General features: G+C 41.0%; 11 protein-coding genes, 1 pseudogene and 1 other annotated feature. Of the genes and pseudogenes, 9 read left to right on the forward strand and 3 right to left on the reverse strand.

Translation table 11 applies throughout. The annotated features are described in order from the left end of the window. The first annotated feature begins 19 nt into the window (after window positions 1–19). The 3 genes and pseudogenes from NQ503_RS01885 to NQ503_RS01900 all read left to right on the forward strand — a co-directional run bounded on the left by NQ503_RS01885 (window position 20) and on the right by NQ503_RS01900 (window position 5,538). Entirely contained in the window at window positions 20–2,788 is a 2,769-nt protein-coding gene (locus NQ503_RS01885) for a TrlF family AAA-like ATPase (RefSeq protein WP_044925808.1), read from the forward strand. A 182-nt stretch (window positions 2,789–2,970) separates the two neighbouring features. Next, window positions 2,971–3,315, forward strand: a pseudogene (locus NQ503_RS01890) (KilA-N domain-containing protein); the annotation flags it as partial. Between the two features lie 255 nt (window positions 3,316–3,570). Then, window positions 3,571–5,538, forward strand: a complete 1,968-nt coding sequence (locus NQ503_RS01900; protein ID WP_044925809.1) for a bifunctional metallophosphatase/5'-nucleotidase — start codon at window positions 3,571–3,573, stop codon at window positions 5,536–5,538. Window positions 5,539–6,008: 470 nt separating this feature from the next. Here the strand turns inward: NQ503_RS01900 and NQ503_RS01905 are convergent, their stop codons facing one another. The 3 genes from NQ503_RS01905 to NQ503_RS01915 all read right to left on the reverse strand — a co-directional run bounded on the left by NQ503_RS01905 (window position 6,009) and on the right by NQ503_RS01915 (window position 9,064). After that, on the reverse strand, window positions 6,009–7,682 hold the full coding sequence (locus NQ503_RS01905; protein ID WP_173908944.1) for an alpha-glucosidase: 1,674 nt from the start codon (window positions 7,680–7,682) through the stop codon (window positions 6,009–6,011). 88 nt (window positions 7,683–7,770) lie between these two features. After that, a complete protein-coding gene (locus NQ503_RS01910; protein WP_044925811.1) occupies window positions 7,771–8,607 on the reverse strand; it encodes a diguanylate cyclase in 837 nt (278 codons plus the stop codon). After that, window positions 8,579–9,064, reverse strand: coding sequence for a PDC sensor domain-containing protein (locus NQ503_RS01915; protein WP_044925812.1), 486 nt, complete (start codon window positions 9,062–9,064; stop codon window positions 8,579–8,581). Before NQ503_RS01915 ends, NQ503_RS01910 begins: the two co-directional genes overlap by 29 nt. A gap of 178 nt (window positions 9,065–9,242) precedes the next feature. Then, window positions 9,243–9,498: a binding site (T-box leader), on the forward strand. 72 nt (window positions 9,499–9,570) lie between these two features. On the opposite strand from NQ503_RS01915, the gene NQ503_RS01920 reads away from it, so the two are divergent. From NQ503_RS01920 to NQ503_RS01945, 6 genes are all read left to right on the forward strand, one after another. Next, window positions 9,571–10,071: a TRAP transporter small permease gene (locus tag NQ503_RS01920; protein WP_005425800.1), complete on the forward strand. Its 501-nt coding sequence runs from the start codon at window positions 9,571–9,573 to the stop codon at window positions 10,069–10,071. Next, entirely contained in the window at window positions 10,072–13,407 is a 3,336-nt protein-coding gene (locus NQ503_RS01925) for a TRAP transporter large permease subunit (protein ID WP_005425801.1), read from the forward strand. A gap of 177 nt (window positions 13,408–13,584) precedes the next feature. After that, window positions 13,585–14,643, forward strand: a complete 1,059-nt coding sequence (gene rfbG, locus NQ503_RS01930) for a CDP-glucose 4,6-dehydratase (protein ID WP_005425808.1) — start codon at window positions 13,585–13,587, stop codon at window positions 14,641–14,643. 30 nt (window positions 14,644–14,673) lie between these two features. Beyond that, window positions 14,674–16,653 carry a hypothetical protein gene (locus NQ503_RS01935; RefSeq protein WP_055066102.1) on the forward strand — a complete coding sequence of 660 codons (1,980 nt, stop codon included), beginning with the start codon at window positions 14,674–14,676 and terminating at the stop codon, window positions 16,651–16,653. A gap of 19 nt (window positions 16,654–16,672) precedes the next feature. Further along, window positions 16,673–18,010: a lipopolysaccharide biosynthesis protein RfbH gene (gene rfbH / locus NQ503_RS01940; RefSeq protein ID WP_005425814.1), complete on the forward strand. Its 1,338-nt coding sequence runs from the start codon at window positions 16,673–16,675 to the stop codon at window positions 18,008–18,010. A gap of 28 nt (window positions 18,011–18,038) precedes the next feature. After that, on the forward strand, window positions 18,039–19,367 hold the full coding sequence (locus tag NQ503_RS01945) for a phenylacetate--CoA ligase family protein (protein ID WP_005425815.1): 1,329 nt from the start codon (window positions 18,039–18,041) through the stop codon (window positions 19,365–19,367). The last annotated feature ends 5 nt before the right edge of the window (window positions 19,368–19,372 follow it).

Consider the following 19,372-nt stretch of genomic DNA (forward strand, 5'->3'; position numbering starts at 1 on the left):
TAATATGGAGGAAGGTATTTTGGATAAAGTAGGTTTAAGATGGTACAAATGTGATTTTCATTTACATACAATGGCAAGTAAATGCTATGTTGATAAACAAATAGATACACTTCAAGAATGGATTAATACGGCAAAGCAAAAAGGATTAGAATGTATTGCAGTTACAGATCATAATGATTACAGAAGTATTGATGAGGCAATGAAAATTGGAAAAGAGAATAATCTAATTGTTTTTCCAGGGGTAGAGTTGTCCTGTGATTCTAGTAAAATTCATATTTTGGTTTTGTTTGATATTGACTGTGATGGAAATACGGTTCAGGAGTTCTTATCACAGTTAAAGATATTTAGAGCTGATTTAGGAGATAGTAGTCACACAGCAGATGGAGATATTTTTCATGCATGTGAGATAGCGAAATCAATGAACGCATTGGTCATTCCGGCACATGTCGATGAATATAGTGGACTTTCAGATATAAGTTACGACAATATATCTAAATTGCTAGATAGAAAGTATATTGATGGGGTGCAGGTAGTAAATGATGAAATATGGGAAAACTACGGTAATGAACCATTACATATAATATCAGAAAAGTTAACTGAGAAGTATGGAAAAACAATCACAGATGAACAAGCAAAAGCATGGATAAGTGTTTATCAACAGGTGAAAAATTCTGGATTTCCATTATTAAGTTTTTCTGATAATCCATATTCTGAAAAATCTTCCAAGCATGGAATGTGGGGAATAGGAGCATCATATACATATTTAAAAATGTCTCAGACACCAAACTTAGAAAGTGTTAGACAAGCATTAATTTCCAATGATATGAGAGTTGAAAAAAATGCAGAGAGTAACCATATGATTGGCGAAAGTCCAGATATGATTATTAGAGAAGTAGTACTATCTAATAGTATATTAAATGAAAATGCAAAAATAGATGTTTCTTTCAATTCCCAGCTAAATACAATAATAGGTGGACGAGGTAGTGGTAAATCGTCTATTATTAGAACAATTGCAGGAGGCATGAATTCTTTTTCGGGGGAGAATCTTAATATAATTTCCCAGGAACAGATGGAGTTTTACAAGGAAAATGGAAAAACAAAATCTTCCAACATTAAAAAGGGGATTTTTACTAAAAATTCCGTAGTTGAAATTCTTGTGGAAAGATTAGGGGATTTGTATAAAATTGAAGTTTCTCATATTAAGAATATGCAAAATCAAACAAGAAAATTATATAAATATATCAACGATAATTGGCAATTAGTAGAAGATGAAAATTTTATTGATTTATTTAAGGCACAAATATTTACTCAGAAACAAATATATGAGCTTGCGACCGATTCAAATTCACTTATGGCAATTATTGATGGAGATATAAGTGGTATGTCGAATTGTGTTTCTGAGAGAGAAGCGGCATTAAATAATTTGATTGGAAAGGCATTAGAAATATCAAACTGCAGAAGAAGTATTGCTAAAAAGTCAAAATTAGAAACGGAGTTAGCAGATATAGAAGATCAGATTTCTAAATTTAAGCAAAGTGGAATTTCAGATATAATTAAAGAAAAACAATTATATGATGATCAGCAGAAAGTGATTTCATCATATGTGGAAAATAAAAATAATAAGATAGAGGAAATTGAGACATTTATTAAACAAGTAAATTTAACATATGATTTAATTGATGATTCTGAAATAAATGAAATTTTAGATGACGATTTGAAAGATTTTAATAGTGATATTGAATCTATTTACAAAATTTTGCATGATATAGTTAAAAAATCAGATAAAATAGTTGAAAAAATAAATGCTACTAATTGGAACCACAGAAAGATAGAAAATGGAGAGAACTACCTGCAGGCAGTTAAGAATTTACAAGATAATGGACTCGATACAGGGAGATTAGATGAATTAATTGATAAAAGAAAAGACAAAAAACAAGAACTTGAAATAATTAGAAATAAGGAACAGGAGTTGGAAGCTCTAGAACAAGAATATAATGAGAAGGAAAAAATCTATAAAGAGAAAAATGCTGATATATATAATTTAAGGTCTCAATTTATTCAAGAGGTAATAGGAAATGATAAAAGTGTAAAATTTGATTTGAAAAAGAATAGAAATAGAAGCTCCTTTATCAATAATATTAGATCGATTATTCAAAAAGACATAGTGTCTGTTGAGGATGATATAAATAAATTAGCAGATATCTTTTTTAAAGATAAGAATGGAATCAAAAATTATAAAGAGTTAATAGTTAACATAAGAACAAAACAGGATCAAACTTCATTAAGTAAGTATACTAGAGATGCTGTTTGTGGACTGCCAGAAGATTCATATGCGAGATTACTTGCTTATATACCAGATGACGATTTGGTTGTGTCGTATAAACCAGAAAAAGCGAAAAAATTTATACATTTATCAAATGCATCTGCGGGTCAAAAAACAACAACGATACTTACATTTTTATTGGCATATGGAAAACAACCTTTGTTATTAGATCAGCCGGAGGATGATTTAGATAATAGATTAGTTTATGATTTGATTGTTGCTAGATTGAAAGTGGCAAAATCAAAAAGACAAATCATAGTTGTTACGCATAATGCTAATATTCCTGTAAATGGTGATTCTGAATACATAATTTCAATGAATTCAGATACAGATATTATTCAAGTTAATAAGACTGGAACAATGGATGATACTGAAATTCGTCAAGAAATATGTGATGTGATGGAAGGAACAAAGGATGCTTTTGAAATGAGAGCGAAAAAATATCATTTTAATATTTCAGAATAGAGTTGAAAACCATAGTAATAAATTATATAATAATCTCGTGGCAACAGTTTGGCAACGTCCATTCAGTAGGTCAGAATAAATAGTGTAATTGATATATAAATATGCTCCATATTCAGCTAAAACTTAACTAAAATAAGTTAAGCACAGCCTGGGGTGGGGCATAATGAGTTTGAATAATCCATACATTGACACCACAGCAGTGGATCAAAGCAACGGATGCAATCGGTATCGTATCAAAATCAGGACGATATGGCGGCACTTATGCTCATACAGATATTGCTTTTGAGTTTGTTTTATGGATTTCACCGGAATTTAAGCTTTATATCATCAAAGATTATCAGAGATTAAAGAAAGATGAAGCAGATCGGTTAGCGATTGGATGGGATGTAAAGAGAGGACTTTCAAAAATAAACTATCGTATCCATACAGATGCAGTAAAAGAATTTTTGATAACTCCCACATTATCTCCGCAGGAAATGGCATATACATACGCTTCAGAAGCGGATATTTTAATTTTGCATACATTCTGAAACGTGCGAAAGCTCAGAAAAAGAATCCGTGGAAAGAAGAAATCTTCACAGACACAAGAGATTATCAGGAAGCAATGGCAAGAGCAAAATAAAGAGAATAAAAGAATTTAGAAGAATCCTGTACGGCTGCAGTAAAACTGTTTCTGTACAGGATTTCTTTGTCTTATTCTAACGCAATTATACGTGACAAACATGGTGCAATCACGTATACTCAAATCATATCAGAAAGTTATGGATGAAAGGGTGAAATCTATGATGTTACGGAAAAGTATTTTGTCAGTCGTGCTTACCATTGCAATGCTTATGCCGCTTGCGCAGGCTGTTACGGTGAAAGCTGCAGCTGATACAAAACAGATAGATGTCTTATTTACTCATGACACGCATTCCCACCTGGACAGCTTTTCCACGATCGTAAATGGAGAACAAAAAGAAGTCGGCGGATTTGCAAAAATAAAGACGCTGATTAATGAAAAAAAGAAAGAAGATCCAGATACACTCATACTGGATGGCGGTGATTTTTCAATGGGAACGCTGATCCAGACGGTATATGATACTGAGGCAGCGGAGCTTAGAATGCTTGGATATCTTGGATATGATGTGACTACATTTGGCAATCATGAATTCGACTATCGATCCCAGGGGCTTGCCAACATGCTTAGGGCAGCCAAAAGCTCCGGAGAGACACTGCCTGAGATCGTAGTGTGCAATGTGGATTGGGACAGCATGGAAAAGGCTGGGCTAAACGACGGCCAGAAACAGATACAGTCAGCGTTTGAAACATATGGTGTGAAGGACTATGTAATGGTACAGAAAGGTGACGTAAAGATCGCCGTTGTCGGTGTCTTCGGAAAAGATGCCCTGGAATGCGCACCAACCTGTGAATTATCCTTCAAGGATCCTGTTGAGGCCGTTAAGAAAACAGTAGAAGAAATCAAGAAAAACGAAGAAGCAGACATGATCGCCTGTGTTTCTCATGGTGGAACCTGGGAAGATGAAAGCAAGTCGGAGGACGAACTCCTTGCCAAGGCGGTTCCGGATCTTGATCTGATCATCAGTGGACATACACATTCAGAGCTGCAGGAGGCAATCCAGCACGGAAATACCTATATTGTATCCTGTGGTGAATACGGAAGAAATCTTGGCTCTCTTTCGATGACGCAGAATTCTGACGGACGCTGGGATCTGAGCTCTTATGAGCTGATTCCTGTATCCGAGGATGTAAAAGCCGACAAGGCAACACAGGAGCGCATCGACGCATTGATGGACACGGTGGATACGAATTACCTTGCAGACTTTGGTTATACAAGAAAAGAAGTTCTTGCGCAGAACGATGTGGAATTTAACAGCCTGGAGGAAATGGGCACAGAGCATAAAGAACTGAATCTTGGGGATATCATGGCAGATGCCTACGTATATGCTGTGGAAAATTCAGAGTATTATGATGGAGACCCGGTAGATGTAGCGGTTGTACCGAGTGGGACTGTACGTGACACGTATACAAAGGGTGATATTACCGTAGAAGATGTATACAATTCATTTTCACTTGGAATTGGCAAAGACGGAGTAGCCGGATATCCTCTGATCAACGCATACCTGACAGGAAAAGAACTGAAGCTGGTGGCTGAAGTGGACGCCTCTATTTCTGATTTTATGACGACTGCAAGATTATACTGCAGTGGCCTGAATTTTACATACAACCCGCATCGAATGATCCTGAATAAAGTGACAGACTGCTATCTGACCAGAGCAGATGGAGAAAGGACAGAGATTGAGGATGATAAGCTGTATCATGTTGTAACAGATCTGTACACCGGACAGATGTTAGGTTCTGTAATGAAAATGTCTTACGGACTTCTGTCTCTTGAGCCAAAGGATAAAGACGGAAATCCAATTGAAAATCTGGAAGATCATGCAGTCATGGAAGGCGATAAGGAGCTGAAAGCCTGGGATGCGATCGCAAGATATATGCAGTCTTTTGATGATGCAGATGGAGATGGCATTGCAAATGTATCTGAATACTATGCGACAACCCATGATCGTAAGGTTGTGGATGACAGCAAAAATATACTTGATCTGGTGAAAAAACCGAATAAATTTACCGCAATCATAGTATGTATCGGCCTGATCATTATTATAATAATTGTTCTTGTGGTATCCCTGATTCGAAAGATCGTCCGCAAGTCCAGAAAGAAGAAAAATATACATAACACAAATAGGTGAAATGTATACTTTGTATAAAAAGTATATTTTTATGAAAATTACTCGCAATAATTTGTGCAACATGTTATGGTAAACACATGTTAAACAAGTAATTGGAAAGTGAAGCTGTGAGAGGAGAGCGAATTCATATCAGTCGAAAGGCTGTTATAGAATGCGCTCTTTTTTATTTTTGAAGTTATTACAGGGCTTGTAGAGAATGGAGTCGGAATTTCTGTTTTGCCATATATGGATATTATACGCCATCATAATATAGTAGCAATTCCGGTACAGACATCTATCTGGAAATCAAAGTTCTATATAGCAAGGAGAAAGTATGGAATTCGTTCAGATCAGGAAGAGGCATTTTTTCAGTATTGGAGAAAAAACAGGCTATGAAGAAAGTATTTGGGAATGGCTCAGTCATCCGATCCAGTGCCTGCAGCCAGAAGGGACTGTACATAATACATGCACAGTCCCTTAGTGAAATTGGTTTATTTCTCGCATTCCAGCACAATTACTTCACAGCTGTCGAGCTTCAGCATTCCTTCCGGGCAATCGGTGCGGTTCTGATTGGACAGAAGCACTTTTTTTACCGGATATTCAAGTTTGGTGGAAACGGCTTCGCGATCGAAGTTGGCGGCGACGAGAACGCGTTGTGATTTCGTCTCACGATAATATGCCATAACTGTTTCGCTATCCTGATATGCAGGAACTGTTTTGCCGTAAGTAAAGACTTCTTTGTATTCTGGAGCCTTGCGGATGGTAGTCAGTTTACGGTAGTAATTTAATACGGAATCCGGATCCTTTTCCTGAGCTGCGACGTTGATTTCTTTATAATCAGAGTGAACCTTGAGCCATGGTGTGCCTGTAGTAAATCCGGCATTCGCCTGAGCATTCCACTGTACAGGGGTTCTTGCGTTATCACGGCTCATTTTGCCGCATACTTCCAGAGCTTCTGCATCACTTAAACCTGCTTCTCTTGCAAGATTATACTGATCGATCGTACTGATATCATTGTAATCATGAATGTTGCTCCAGATTTCATTCTGCATTCCGATTTCCTGTCCCTGATAAATGAACGGAATTCCACGAAGCAGGATGTTTACGGTACCGAGCATTTTGGCACCGACAGGCGTTTGGGCATACTCCGGAAGAAAACGGGATACACCGCGAGGTTCATCATGATTTTCGATGATATTTGCTTCCAGTCCATATTTTTGGACATTGATCTGAGAACTCAGAATTGTGTCGCGCCATGTTTTGAAATCTACATGAGGTGCATCGTACCAGCCATGAGCACCATCGCTGAGGGAATGCGCACAGAAATCAAAGATTGTGGAGAAATGTCCGTTATCTCCAATAAATTGACCAAGTTCATCAGCTTTCATATTGAATACTTCACCAACGGTGAAAGCATCATATTTCTGAAAAGTGTTTTTCTTCAGATCTTCAAGGAATTCTCCTACACCGTCAACGTTTTCGACCATTTTCCAGCAGGCGGCCATGCCATCCGGTCCGTCCGGTTCATAGTCAGGAAAAGCAAGGTCTTTTTTGATGTTGATGATCGCATCGATACGGAAACCGGCAAGGCCTTTTTCAAGCCACCAGTTGATCATATTGTAAAGCTCCTGACGAAGCTTTGGGTTCTCCCAGTTCAGATCAGGCTGTTCTTTGGCGAACATATGGAAATAGTATTTGTCTGTTCCCGGAACCGGTTCCCAGCAGCTGCCGCCGAAGTAAGAACGATAGTTGCTTGGCGGGTTACCGTTTTTTCCTTTCCGGAAATAAAAATAATCTGCATATTCACCATCTGGATCAGCCAGAGCTTTTTGGAACCATTCATGTTTGTCAGAGCAGTGGTTGATGACCAGATCCATGATGATATGCATATTACGTTTTTTTGCTTCTGCAAGCAATTCATCAAACTCTTCCATAGTTCCGAATTCTTCTGCAATTGCATAGTAATCTGAAATATCATATCCCTGATCGACAAAAGGCGATTTGTAGATTGGAGAAAGCCAGATGATATCAATGCCCAGTGCTTTTATGTAATCCAGTTTGGAAATGATTCCTCTCAGATCTCCGATGCCGTCCCCGTTACTGTCCAGAAAACTCTTTGGATAGATCTGATATGCGATTTTGTCATGCCACCATTTTTCTGTCATTATTTGTACCTCTTTTATTCATGCATTATATGTTTAGTATAGATGATATTGTGCCTGCATTCTTGCGATATGTCATCATTATATAATACTATCCTGCTTTTGGAAAAGAAAATATCCATCTCTGCCGTTCTGTTTTGCACATGTAAATGACAAACTCATCTCCACCGATTCTTCCAATGATATCATTTTCTCTGAAATAATTTCGGAGTGTCTGTCCAAGTGTGCTGAGGACAATATCGCCGACAGCATGCCCATAATGATCATTTACTTCTTTGAATTTATCAACATCCAGAATAATAAAAGTACCTTTTTCATGAGGCCTCTGCTCCAGGATTTCGTTGATGAGTGCCTCTGTCGTGCGTTTGTTGAGAACACCTGTCAGACCGTCTGTCTGTGCATCGCGACGCAGCTCTTCATTGCGGATACGATTGTTGTGGATAATGTAGAAAACAAGTAACAGCACCAGAATGAAGAATACGGACATAAAAATGCCTTCATAACTTTTAATGAAAGAATAGGAGCTTTGGGCATCGGATACAGGAATAACATAGCAGATCATCCAGTCATTCATGCCAAGCCGGGTATAAGCGATATACTGGTCAGATTTTTTGTTGGAGTCTGTTCGGATCTTAATCAGTCCATCGTTGCCGGCTGAAAAATCTTTTTTGACATTTACAAGAGAATTTTTGGACAGAAGTGTTCTGTCTTTATAAAAATCAAAAAAATTGTCACCATATGTGATTTTATGATATGAAGGTTCACCATCGTAGGCGATGATCTCTCCTTCTTTTGTGACAATCAGACTGTATCCGGCATCATCAAAAATATCATTAAAAAGCATCTGACTAAGGGCGGTCACATTATAAGAGCCACCAAGTGCGCCAATGATTCTGCCATTACAGCGTACAGGAACACACAGGATCACACAGGATCACACGTGTCTCCTGATCAATACTGCTGTCCAGTGGATCACTGAGAGTTGCCTGGCCTTTCATGGCTTCCAGAAAATATTTTCTCTGGGATACATTCTTTATGGCACCGTTGTCATAGTATGCTGTACCGTCTGCTTCGATCAGGGCAGTTCTTTCGAAATCCGTGTTTGCTGCCAGGGATACCAGAAGCTCCATATTTTCATCGGAAAGAATATCAGAGGAATCTCCCATTTTGTCAGCGATACTGTTCAGAAATCCGTAATGAATATTGAGAATGGATAACGCATGATTACTTTGTTTTGCTACATTATTGGTCATGGTTTTCTGAGAATTGGTATCGATTGACTTCTGGACATATAACAGAAAAACACCCAGACTGATGACTACGGCACAGATAAAAATAATAATAGCAGCAACATAATGCGTAGAAATATTTTTTTTCTTTTTCATATTCTGTTTCTCCTGTAGATAGATACAGTTTGAGTATATAGAGAATATATATAGTATAAAATATTTTATGCGAGAATGCAAAAACGTTTTTGCTTTTTTTCGCCAATTAAAAAGCTCTTGACTATAGCGGATAAGAGTTGTAAAATAAAAAAAGCTTTTAACGAGGTAAAGCATAAGAGCAAATTCTATGAAGGGAATCAGTAAAAGCAGAGAAAATAGCTGTTTACAGAGAGCCGCAGGTGGTGTGATGCGGTAACGGCATTGTTTTGAATATCATCCCTGAGAAGGAAGACCGAACGTTACGTTTGAGATTTATCAGTAGGTTTTCACGGAGGCTCCCCGTTACAGGAGACGCGTATGCCGGTACGTTGCAGAATCGTACTTGTTTCAATGACGAAACAGGGTGGTTGCGGAATTATATATCCGTCCCTGATGGGGCGGATTTTTTTTATGCAGAATTTTCTGAAACCGGAACATCATCATATTTTACAAGGGAGGAAGAGAGGATGAAAGTCTACAAGAAACTCATGAATGCACTTGCAGCAGTAGAAAAAGTTGTACTGGTAGTTACAACATTGCTGATTCTCGTGCTCACTGTGGGAAACGTGTTTTCCCGTAAAGTGATCCACCGCTCATGGTCCTTCACAGAAGAACTTGTTGTAGCGGTCTTTGTACTTATTACACTTCTGGCAGCAGCATTGTCCTGCAGAGAGGGTGGCCTGGTCAGCCTGACACTGGTTACAGACCGTCTTCCAAAAAAACTGAAAAAACCATCTGTGATCCTGATCACAGTACTGAGTATTATTTTTTCAGTGATTCTTTTTAAGTATGGTATGGACAAGGTTATCACCCAGCTTGAAAACGGAAAAAGAACCTTTGTACTGAACTGGCCGGAATGGATCTTCTGGTCCTTTGTACCGATCGGAGCAGGCTGTATGATTCTTCATCTTATTGAGTACTGTCTGGATGTCTGTTTTGGAAATAAAAACGATAAGGAGGGCAAATAAATGATCAGTGCTGTTTTATTTATTTCATTTTTTGTTTTTCTGATCCTGGGTGTGCCGATCGCACTCTGCCTGGGTCTGTCCTCTGTATGTGCGATCCTTTATTCGGGAACCTCACTTACCATCGTTGCAACAAATATGTATTCAGGAATCAGTAAATTCCTTCTTCTTGCGATTCCGTTCTTTGTACTGTCCGGAAATATCATGGCAAAAGCCGGAATTTCACGCAGACTGATCGATTTTGTAGATACCTGTGTCGGACACAAAAAAGGTGGCATCGCGATCGTATGTGTTATTGTTTCCTGTTTCTTCGGAGCAATCTCCGGTTCCGGTCCGGCTACAGTAGCAGCTCTTGGTGCTGTTCTGATCCCGGCAATGGTTGAGCAGGGTGGTTTCTCTGCACCGTTTTCAACAGCTTTGATGGCAACGTCGAGTTCGGTGGCTATCGTTATACCGCCAAGTATCGCTTTCGTTGTATATGCGTCCATTACAGGTGTGTCTATCGCAGATATGTTTATGGCAGGTATCGTACCTGGAATCCTTATGGGTGTGGCACTTGTAATTGTAGTAATTCTTGAAGCAAATAAACATGATATCAAACCGTCCCGTAAAAAAGCATCTGCAAAGGAGAGATGGGCCACTTTTAAAGATGCATTTTGGGGATTCCTGATGCCGGTCATCATCCTTGGCGGAATCTACGGTGGTATCTTTACACCAACAGAAGCTGCGGCAGTATCTGTTGTATATGGACTTTTTGTAGGTATGGTGATCTACCGTGAGGTATCCTTCAGAGATCTGTTTGATATCCTGGTAGATTCCGCAAAGACTACCGGTGGAATCATGCTGATCGTTGCAAGTGCATCTCTGTTTTCATTTGTATGTACCAAGTTTGGTATTGCAGAGGCTGCATCCGGACTGCTTGCATCCATCGCGCACAATCAGTTTGTATTCCTTCTGATCGTAAATATTATCTTCCTGATCGCAGGATGTTTTATTGACGCAAACTCTGCAATGTACATCTTTATCCCAATCATGCTTCCGGTATGTAAAGCATTGGGATACGACGTTGTTGCATTTGGTGTTATGGCAACTGTAAACCTTGCGATCGGACAGGTTACCCCTCCGGTAGGTGTAAACCTTTTTGTTGCGATCAGTATCAAGATCAAAAAAGGTCTGGAGGTTACTCTTCAGCAGATCTCAAAGGCAGTTATGCCAATGATCGCTGCCAGCGTTGTAGTACTTCTGGTTGTAACCTATGTACCGGCAGTTTCAACAGCACTTCCGAAGGCTCTTGCAAAAGATGGTTCTTATACGGGAGAACAGTCTTCATCTGATACAGGAAGTACTTCTTCCAAAGATGCGGGAGATGGAAGTGATTCCTTTAATACAATTGAAGATTACAGCGACCTTGACTGGCCGGAAATGACCTGGAACTTTGCATGCTCCACAACGGAGACAAGTACCTGGGCAGATGGTGGACGTAAGTTCGGCGAACTGATGGAAAAAGCAACCGGAGGCAAGGTTAAAGTTAATGTTTATGCAACTGACCAGCTGACAAACGGAAATCAGTCTGAAGGAATCCAGGCACTGATGAATGGAGACCCGGTACAGATTTCCATGCATTCCAACCTGATCTATTCCGCATTTGATCCGAGATTCAATGTAGTATCTCTTCCATTTATTTATGATTCTTATGATGACGCAGATGCAAAATTTGACGGAGCAGCCGGTGAAAAACTGAAAGAATTGCTTTCCGAATATGGTCTGCACTGCATGGGTATCGCAGAGAATGGTTTCCGTGAGATCACCAACAGCAAACGCGAGATCAAGACTCTGGATGATATGAAGAATCTTAAGATCCGTGTGGCAGGTTCCAATCTTCTTATGGAATGCTATAAGAGATGGGGCGCAGATGCAACAAACCTGAACTGGACAGAGACCTACACGGCTCTGCAGCAGAATACAGTAGAAGGACAGGAGAACCCGCTGCCGGCAATCGATGCGGCAAGTGTGCAGGAGGTTCAGCCATACTGCTCTATGTGGGATGCAATCTATGACTGTCTGTTCTTCTGCATCAACCAGGAGATTTATGACAGTCTGACACCGGAGCAGCAGGCAGTTGTTGACGAGTGTGGTCAGAAAGCTGTTCAATACGAGCGTTATATCAACCGTTCCGGAGATGAAGAGATCATGGAGCGCTGGCAGTCAAAGAATGGCGTGACGATCACAAATAAAGAAGATATGGATATCGATTCCTTCAAGAAAGCCGTAGATGGTGTTGATGAGTGGTTTGTTAAGGAACTTGAGAAAGAAGGATACGATGACGCACAGGAACTGGTAGATCTCTTCACACAGGAATCTACGGATACAGTTGCGGATTACAGTGATCTCAACTGGCCGGAAGCAACCTGGAACTTTGCATGCTCCACAACGGAGACAAGTACCTGGGCAGACGGCGGACGTAAGTTTGGCGAGCTGATGGAAAAAGCAACCGGAGGCAAGATCAAAGTCAACATCTATGCGGCAGACCAGCTGACCAATGGAAATCAGTCTGAAGGAATCCAGGCGCTGATGAACGGAGACCCGGTACAGATTTCCATGCATTCCAACCTGATCTACTCAGCGTTTGATCCAAGATTTAATGTTGTATCGTTACCATTTATTTATGATTCCTATGATGATGCAGATGCGAAATTCGATGGTGAGGCAGGAGAAAAGCTGAAAGAAATTCTTTCCAGTTACGGACTGCACTGCATGGGTATCGCAGAGAACGGCTTCCGTGAGCTGACCAACAGCAAGCATGAAGTAAAAACTCTGGATGACATGAAGAACCTCAAGATCCGTGTAGCAGGCTCCAACCTTCTGATGGAATGTTACAAGAGATGGGGCGCAGATGCAACGAACATGAACTGGTCTGAAACTTATACGGCTCTGCAGCAGAATACTGTAGAAGGCCAGGAAAACCCACTTCCGGCAATCGATGCGGCAAGTGTGCAGGAGGTTCAGCCATACTGCTCCATGTGGGATGCAATCTATGACTGTCTGTTCTTCTGTATCAACCAGGATCTGTACGATACTCTGACACCAGAGCAGCAGGCAGTCGTTGATGAGTGTGGACAGAAAGCTGTTGAGTATGAACGTTACATCAACCGCTCCGGTGATGAAGAAATCATGAACCGCTGGCAGTCAAAGAATGGTGTGACAATCACTAAAAAAGAGGATATGGATATCGATTCCTTCAAAAAAGCCGTAGAAGGTGTGGACGAGTGGTTCGTAGAACAGCTGAAAGATGCCGGATATGACGATGGACAGGAACTGGTAGATCTGTTTGAAAAATAGAAGTCAAAAAATTTAAATTTTTAAATTAAGAAGCTGGCGCTTCGCAGATTGCGGGGCGTCAGCTTTTATAGTATAATAAAACTAATAATGGCTTTTTTTGAAAAAAGGTTATGAGGAAAGTATGTGGAGATTTTGGAAAAATCTATAAAGTATTTTACAGGAGTTTAAGCGGTCGATATGAATGAATTCAATCTAAATTTTTATAAAGGGAAGAAAGTTCTGGTGACAGGACATACCGGATTTAAGGGGACATGGCTCTGCAGGATACTTCAGGAGTTGGGAGCGGAAGTGACCGGATATTCTCAGAAGCCACCGACAGATCCATCAATATTCACGCTGACAGATCTGGAAAGTCAGATCCATTCTGTGATCGGAGACATTCGTGATCTGGAGCATATGATACAGGTGTTTAAAGAAACACAGCCGGAGATTGTCTTTCATCTGGCGGCACAGCCGATCGTAAGGGAATCTTACAAAAATCCGGTAAATACTTATGAGACAAATGTTATGGGGACGGTCAATGTACTGGAAGCAGTAAGGCAGTGTGGAAGCGTCCGCTCTTTTTTGAATGTAACAACAGATAAAGTTTATAAGAATAATGAATGGGAATGGGGGTATCGCGAAACGGATGAACTGGATGGCTACGATCCGTATTCCAATAGCAAATCCTGCTCAGAACTTGTAACACACAGTTATGAGAAATCTTTCTTGAAAGACATGGATATTGCAGTATCAACTGCGCGTGCCGGTAATGTGATCGGAGGCGGTGATTTTGCAGCAGACCGTATCATTCCGGACTGTGTGCGTGCTGTTTCCGGTGGAAAAAAGATTGCAGTTCGGAATCCACATTCTACCAGACCATATCAGCATGTACTGGAACCATTGGGCGCGTATCTTCTGATCGCGGAAGAACAGTATCAGGACAGCCGGAAGGCAGGATCTTATAATGTAGGACCAGATGACAGAAGCTGTCTGACCACCGGGGAACTTGCAGACCTGTTCTGCACAGCATGGGGAAATGGGGCAGCATGGGAAAATCTCTGTCAGGGAGGTCCTCATGAGGCAAATTTCCTCAAACTGGATTGTTCCCGTATTCGAAACCGGCTGGGCTGGAAACCTCGCTGGCAGGTGGATGAAGCAGTAGTCAACACTGCAAAATGGTATCAGGCATGGCTTGCCGGTCAGAATATGGCAGAATATACGGACTGTCAGATCAAAGAATATTTTGGAATATAAAAAGTATAAAAGGATAGAAGAAAAGAAAATATGAAAAAGAATAGAGAGGTTATCTGCGCTTTTGCAGCGTGGGTTTTATCGGCATGCTTTTTTATGAGCTGTTTTATGATTCCGGGACTGGCAGAAAAAATCAACAGTCTGGGAAACAGTAACATGCTTGTATATGGAATGTCTCTGATCCTGTTTTGTCTGCTCTTTGTAGTTGGAATGGGAATCGCACACAGGCATGAAGTTGCGGGAAAAACTTTTCCGGAGAATGTCAAAGCCAGAAAAACAGTATTTTGGCTGATGCTGTTTATACAGATTCCGTTCTGGCTGCTTTGTATCTCAGGAGAGACGGAACAGCTTGGATCTGTGGCGGCGAAATACGGATGGCACACACAGCCGGCAGTGATCGCAGCATTTTTGTTTTTGGCAGAACTTGCAATCTTTTTCTGGGCATGTCAAAATGTCTGCTTTCCGGAAAAAGACGGTGAGTGGATTATCCGGCTGGTATATGCAGCGTTGGTGCTCCTCGTTTTTTACAGTATGTACACACCGAATATTTTTGGAAGAGGAGAACTGAGCGATGCTTACCATGGGCACGCATATTTCAATTCTGTCTACAATATTTATCAGGGAATGCCATATACGCATAATGTTACGAGTATTTATGGACATTACGGACTTTTCTTTAAGATTCCAATGGAACTTGTTCATGGTGATTTCAAAGCCTTTGTTGCCATGGTTGCCGGAATTGGAGCCTTTGCACATATTTGTGCATTTCTTATCCTGGAACTGCTAGTCAAAAGCCGTGTGTTGAGGGTACTTGGTGCTTTGGCAGTTACATTTCCTGTACTTGGTATGCGAGGTGGCTTTTACTGGCAGGTTTGGCCGCATCGGGTAATTTTTCCGATGCTGCTGTTTCTGTATGGAGCATGGATCCTCAAAAAAGAGCTGTGCAATTTCTGGACGGCAGTGGGTGGGTATCTGATCTGTCTGCTGGCAATCCTCTGGAATACAGAGACCGGACTGATTCTTACTGTGGCGTGGGCAGGAATGCTTATTTCACGTTTTCTGTCTGTGGGAAAAATAAAGATCCGTAGACTATTGTGGTTAAGCTTTGCACAGTTTGCCGGAATGGCCGGGGCGGTGTTTGGAGCGTATGGAACAGTAAATCTCTATAATATCCTGAAACACAGTCCGGCAAATTCGTTTGATGACTTTCTGATCCCATTGCTGTCAGGCAGTTATATGACGGGAGTTCTTCATCTGGATATGCCTACAGAACCCAATGCATATATGGCAGTGATCACACTGTTTCTGACCGGAACGGCTCTGGGAATGACCGGCTGGTTCAGTGGAAAAGAGAGGCATTGCTGGCAAAAAGAATTTTTGTTTCTTCTGAGTGTTGGATCACTGGGATGTCTGGTGTATTATATTAACCGCCCGGCATATCACAATCTGGACTGTATTACCATGCCGGCTGCAATCATGGCTGCATACTGGGGACAGAGGGGAATCGAATTTATCAAAAATGAAGAATGGAAAAGATTTGACAGCCTTTCGCTCAGACATGTGACCGTCAGTGGTGTAGGGCTGATCTGTATAGTTGCGGTTCTTGCAATGGCTACCGGAACGGTTCTTCAGTTTGCACAGAACAGCAAGATTAAAGAAAATTATCATAATGTGCAGGAATTTGAGGATTTCGCAGAGCAGATCGCAGCAGTTGTTCCTGAGAATACACCGTCATTTGGTATCAATGTTCCCGAAATCTGCAGCATGCTTCATCGGCGGACAGAATGTTTTACAATGGATTTCAGTGATATGCTCGTTCGCCCGGACAGTTTGAAAGAGCTGAAAGACCAGCTGGAACATGCGGAAGTGCCAGGGGCATTTACCGGAAAATCATCCATGAATATCTGGAAACGGAATGATCCGGAAACATATCGGTGGTTCATGGATCATTATGAACTAAAAGAGACGATTCCTTTTTATGGGGAAAAGTTTCTGTACTATATAAAAAAATAAAATACAGAAGGAGACTATTATGTTTGAAGAAATGACAGAACAGCAGGCCAGAGAGCAGATTCTGGAAATGACAAGAAATTATTGTGAAAAATACCATAACAAAAAGAAACCATATCAGAAAGGTGACCGTATTCCGTATGCGTCCAGGGTTTATGATGCAGAAGAAATGGTAAATCTTGTGGACAGTTCCCTTGAATTCTGGCTTACTGCAGGACGTTATACAGATGAGTTTGAACATGCATTTGCAAAATATCTCGGTGTTCGTTACTGTTCCCTGGTAAATTCCGGTTCCTCTGCAAATCTGCTCGCATTTATGACACTTACATCTCCGCTTCTGAAAGAACGACAGATTCTTCCGGGGGATGAAGTGATCACCGTTGCGGCCGGATTTCCGACTACAGTTTCTCCGATGATCCAGTACGGTGCGGTACCGGTATTTGTTGATGTAACGATTCCACAGTACAATATTGATCCATCTCTTCTGGAAGCCGCATGGTCTCCGAAGACAAAAGCGGTCATGCTTGCTCATACACTTGGAAACCCATTTGACCTGAAAGCAGTTAGAGAATTCTGTGATAATCATAATCTGTGGCTGATCGAAGATAACTGTGATGCACTTGGATCTGTTTATACGATCAACGGGGAAGAGAAACTGACCGGAACGATCGGAGATATCGGAACTTCCAGTTTTTATCCACCGCATCATATGACAATGGGAGAAGGCGGTGCTGTTTATACAGATGATCCGCTCCTGAACAGAATCGCACGTTCGTTCAGAGACTGGGGAAGAGACTGTATTTGTGCACCGGGACAGGATAATCTCTGCGGACATCGTTTTGACCGTCAGTATGGAGAACTTCCGGTTGGGTATGATCACAAATATGTATACTCTCATTTTGGATATAACCTCAAGGCAACAGATATGCAGGCTGCTGTCGGATGTGCGCAGCTCAGAAAATTCCCGTCTTTTGTGGAAAGAAGAATCCACAACTTTAATTATCTGAAAGAAGCACTGAAAGGTACAGAGGATAAACTGATCCTTCCGGAGGCATGTGCAAATTCAAAACCGAGCTGGTTTGGATTCCTGATCACATGCAAGGAAGGCGTAGACAGAAACAAACTGGTACAGGAGATTGAATCCAGAGGTGTACAGACACGTATGCTGTTTGCCGGTAATCTGACAAAACATCCATGCTTTGATCAGATGCGTGTTTCCGGAAAAGGATATCGTATTGCGGGAAGTCTGGAAAATACGGACCGTATTATGAAAGACACCTTCTGGATCGGTGTATATCCGGGAATGACAGATGAAATGCTGCAGGCGATGGCAGATGCGATCAAGGATGCATTAAACTGATTTACAGCAGAAAGCAGGATGGAAAATAATGATTTTAGATGAAAGACTTCGCTGGATGGGGTTCTGGATGCTGGACAAAATGAAAGGTGGAAAGACCAGAGAATATTATGACCAGATTCGTTATGCCTGGAAAGAAGGCAGCTCTGTTGAGGAGACAGAGAAGAGAATCCAGAATCTGATCGCGCATGCAGTTAAGACTACTGATTTTTATAAAGATTATCCGGAAACCTGTTCTCTTGAGGATCTTCCGGTGGTAAATAAAGATACCTTCCGACAGCAGTATGACCGTTTTGTATCTTCCACATATAAAGATGCACCAGATAACCGGGTAATGTGTACCAGTGGATCGACAGGAACTCCACTCAGAATGATCCAGAATCGTGACAAGATCCGTCATAATACAGCGGGTGGGATTTTTCTCGGAGCGGCAGCCGGATATTATATTGGAATGAAGGAAGCATTTATCCGGGTATGGGTAAATAATGTACGCAAAAGCAAATTTCAGCTTCTGCAGGAAAATCTGATCATGATGGACAGTTCCAGAATGGATGAAAAAGCTCTGGAAGAAATGTTTCATGTGATCGAGAAGAAAAAAGTCAAATGTCTGGTAGGATATTCTTCTGCCCTTGGAGAACTGAGTGAATATATCAGAAAAACAGGAAGAGACTGCAGCAGATGTGTAGTGAAAGCAATTATTCCGATTTCGGAGACAATGCCGGAACCGGTAAGAAGAACTCTGGAAAAACAGTTCAACTGTCCGGTGCGGGCATGGTATTCCAATGAAGAAAACGGAATCATGGGCCTTCAGAACAGGGAAGATGAAGGGTATCATATTGATACAGAAACCTATTATTATGAGATCCTGAAGATGGATTCTGATGAACCGGCAGAACCTGGAGAACTGGGAAGAATCGTGATCACAGATCTTTTTAACTATGCATTTCCGATCCTGCGTTATGACAATGGAGACACGGCAGTTGCGGCCCGGAAAGAAAAAAACGGTCGTTTTAAACTTTATCTTTCAGAACTTTACGGACGACGGAGCGACCTGATCTATGACTGTGAAGGCAAAGCGGTCACGCCGTATATTATTACCAATAATCTGTGGGACATTCAGGGAGTAAAGCAGTATCGATTTATTCAGGAAGATGTCAGAGATTATACGATCTGGCTGAATGGTGATCCGGAAGCAATGGATCGGGAGGAAATCCTGCGTCGTATTCGACCGTATCTGGGAGAGGAAGCCCGCATTAAAGTGGAAATCGTTGATGAGATTCCGGTGCTTGCTTCCGGAAAAAGAAAATACATAGAAAACCGATGTGAAAAATATCAGCAGCATAAAGGATTCTGTGGGTAAATGGC

This window comes from Blautia obeum ATCC 29174 (genome assembly GCF_025147765.1).
In the GTDB taxonomy this organism is placed as follows: domain Bacteria; phylum Bacillota; class Clostridia; order Lachnospirales; family Lachnospiraceae; genus Blautia_A; species Blautia_A obeum.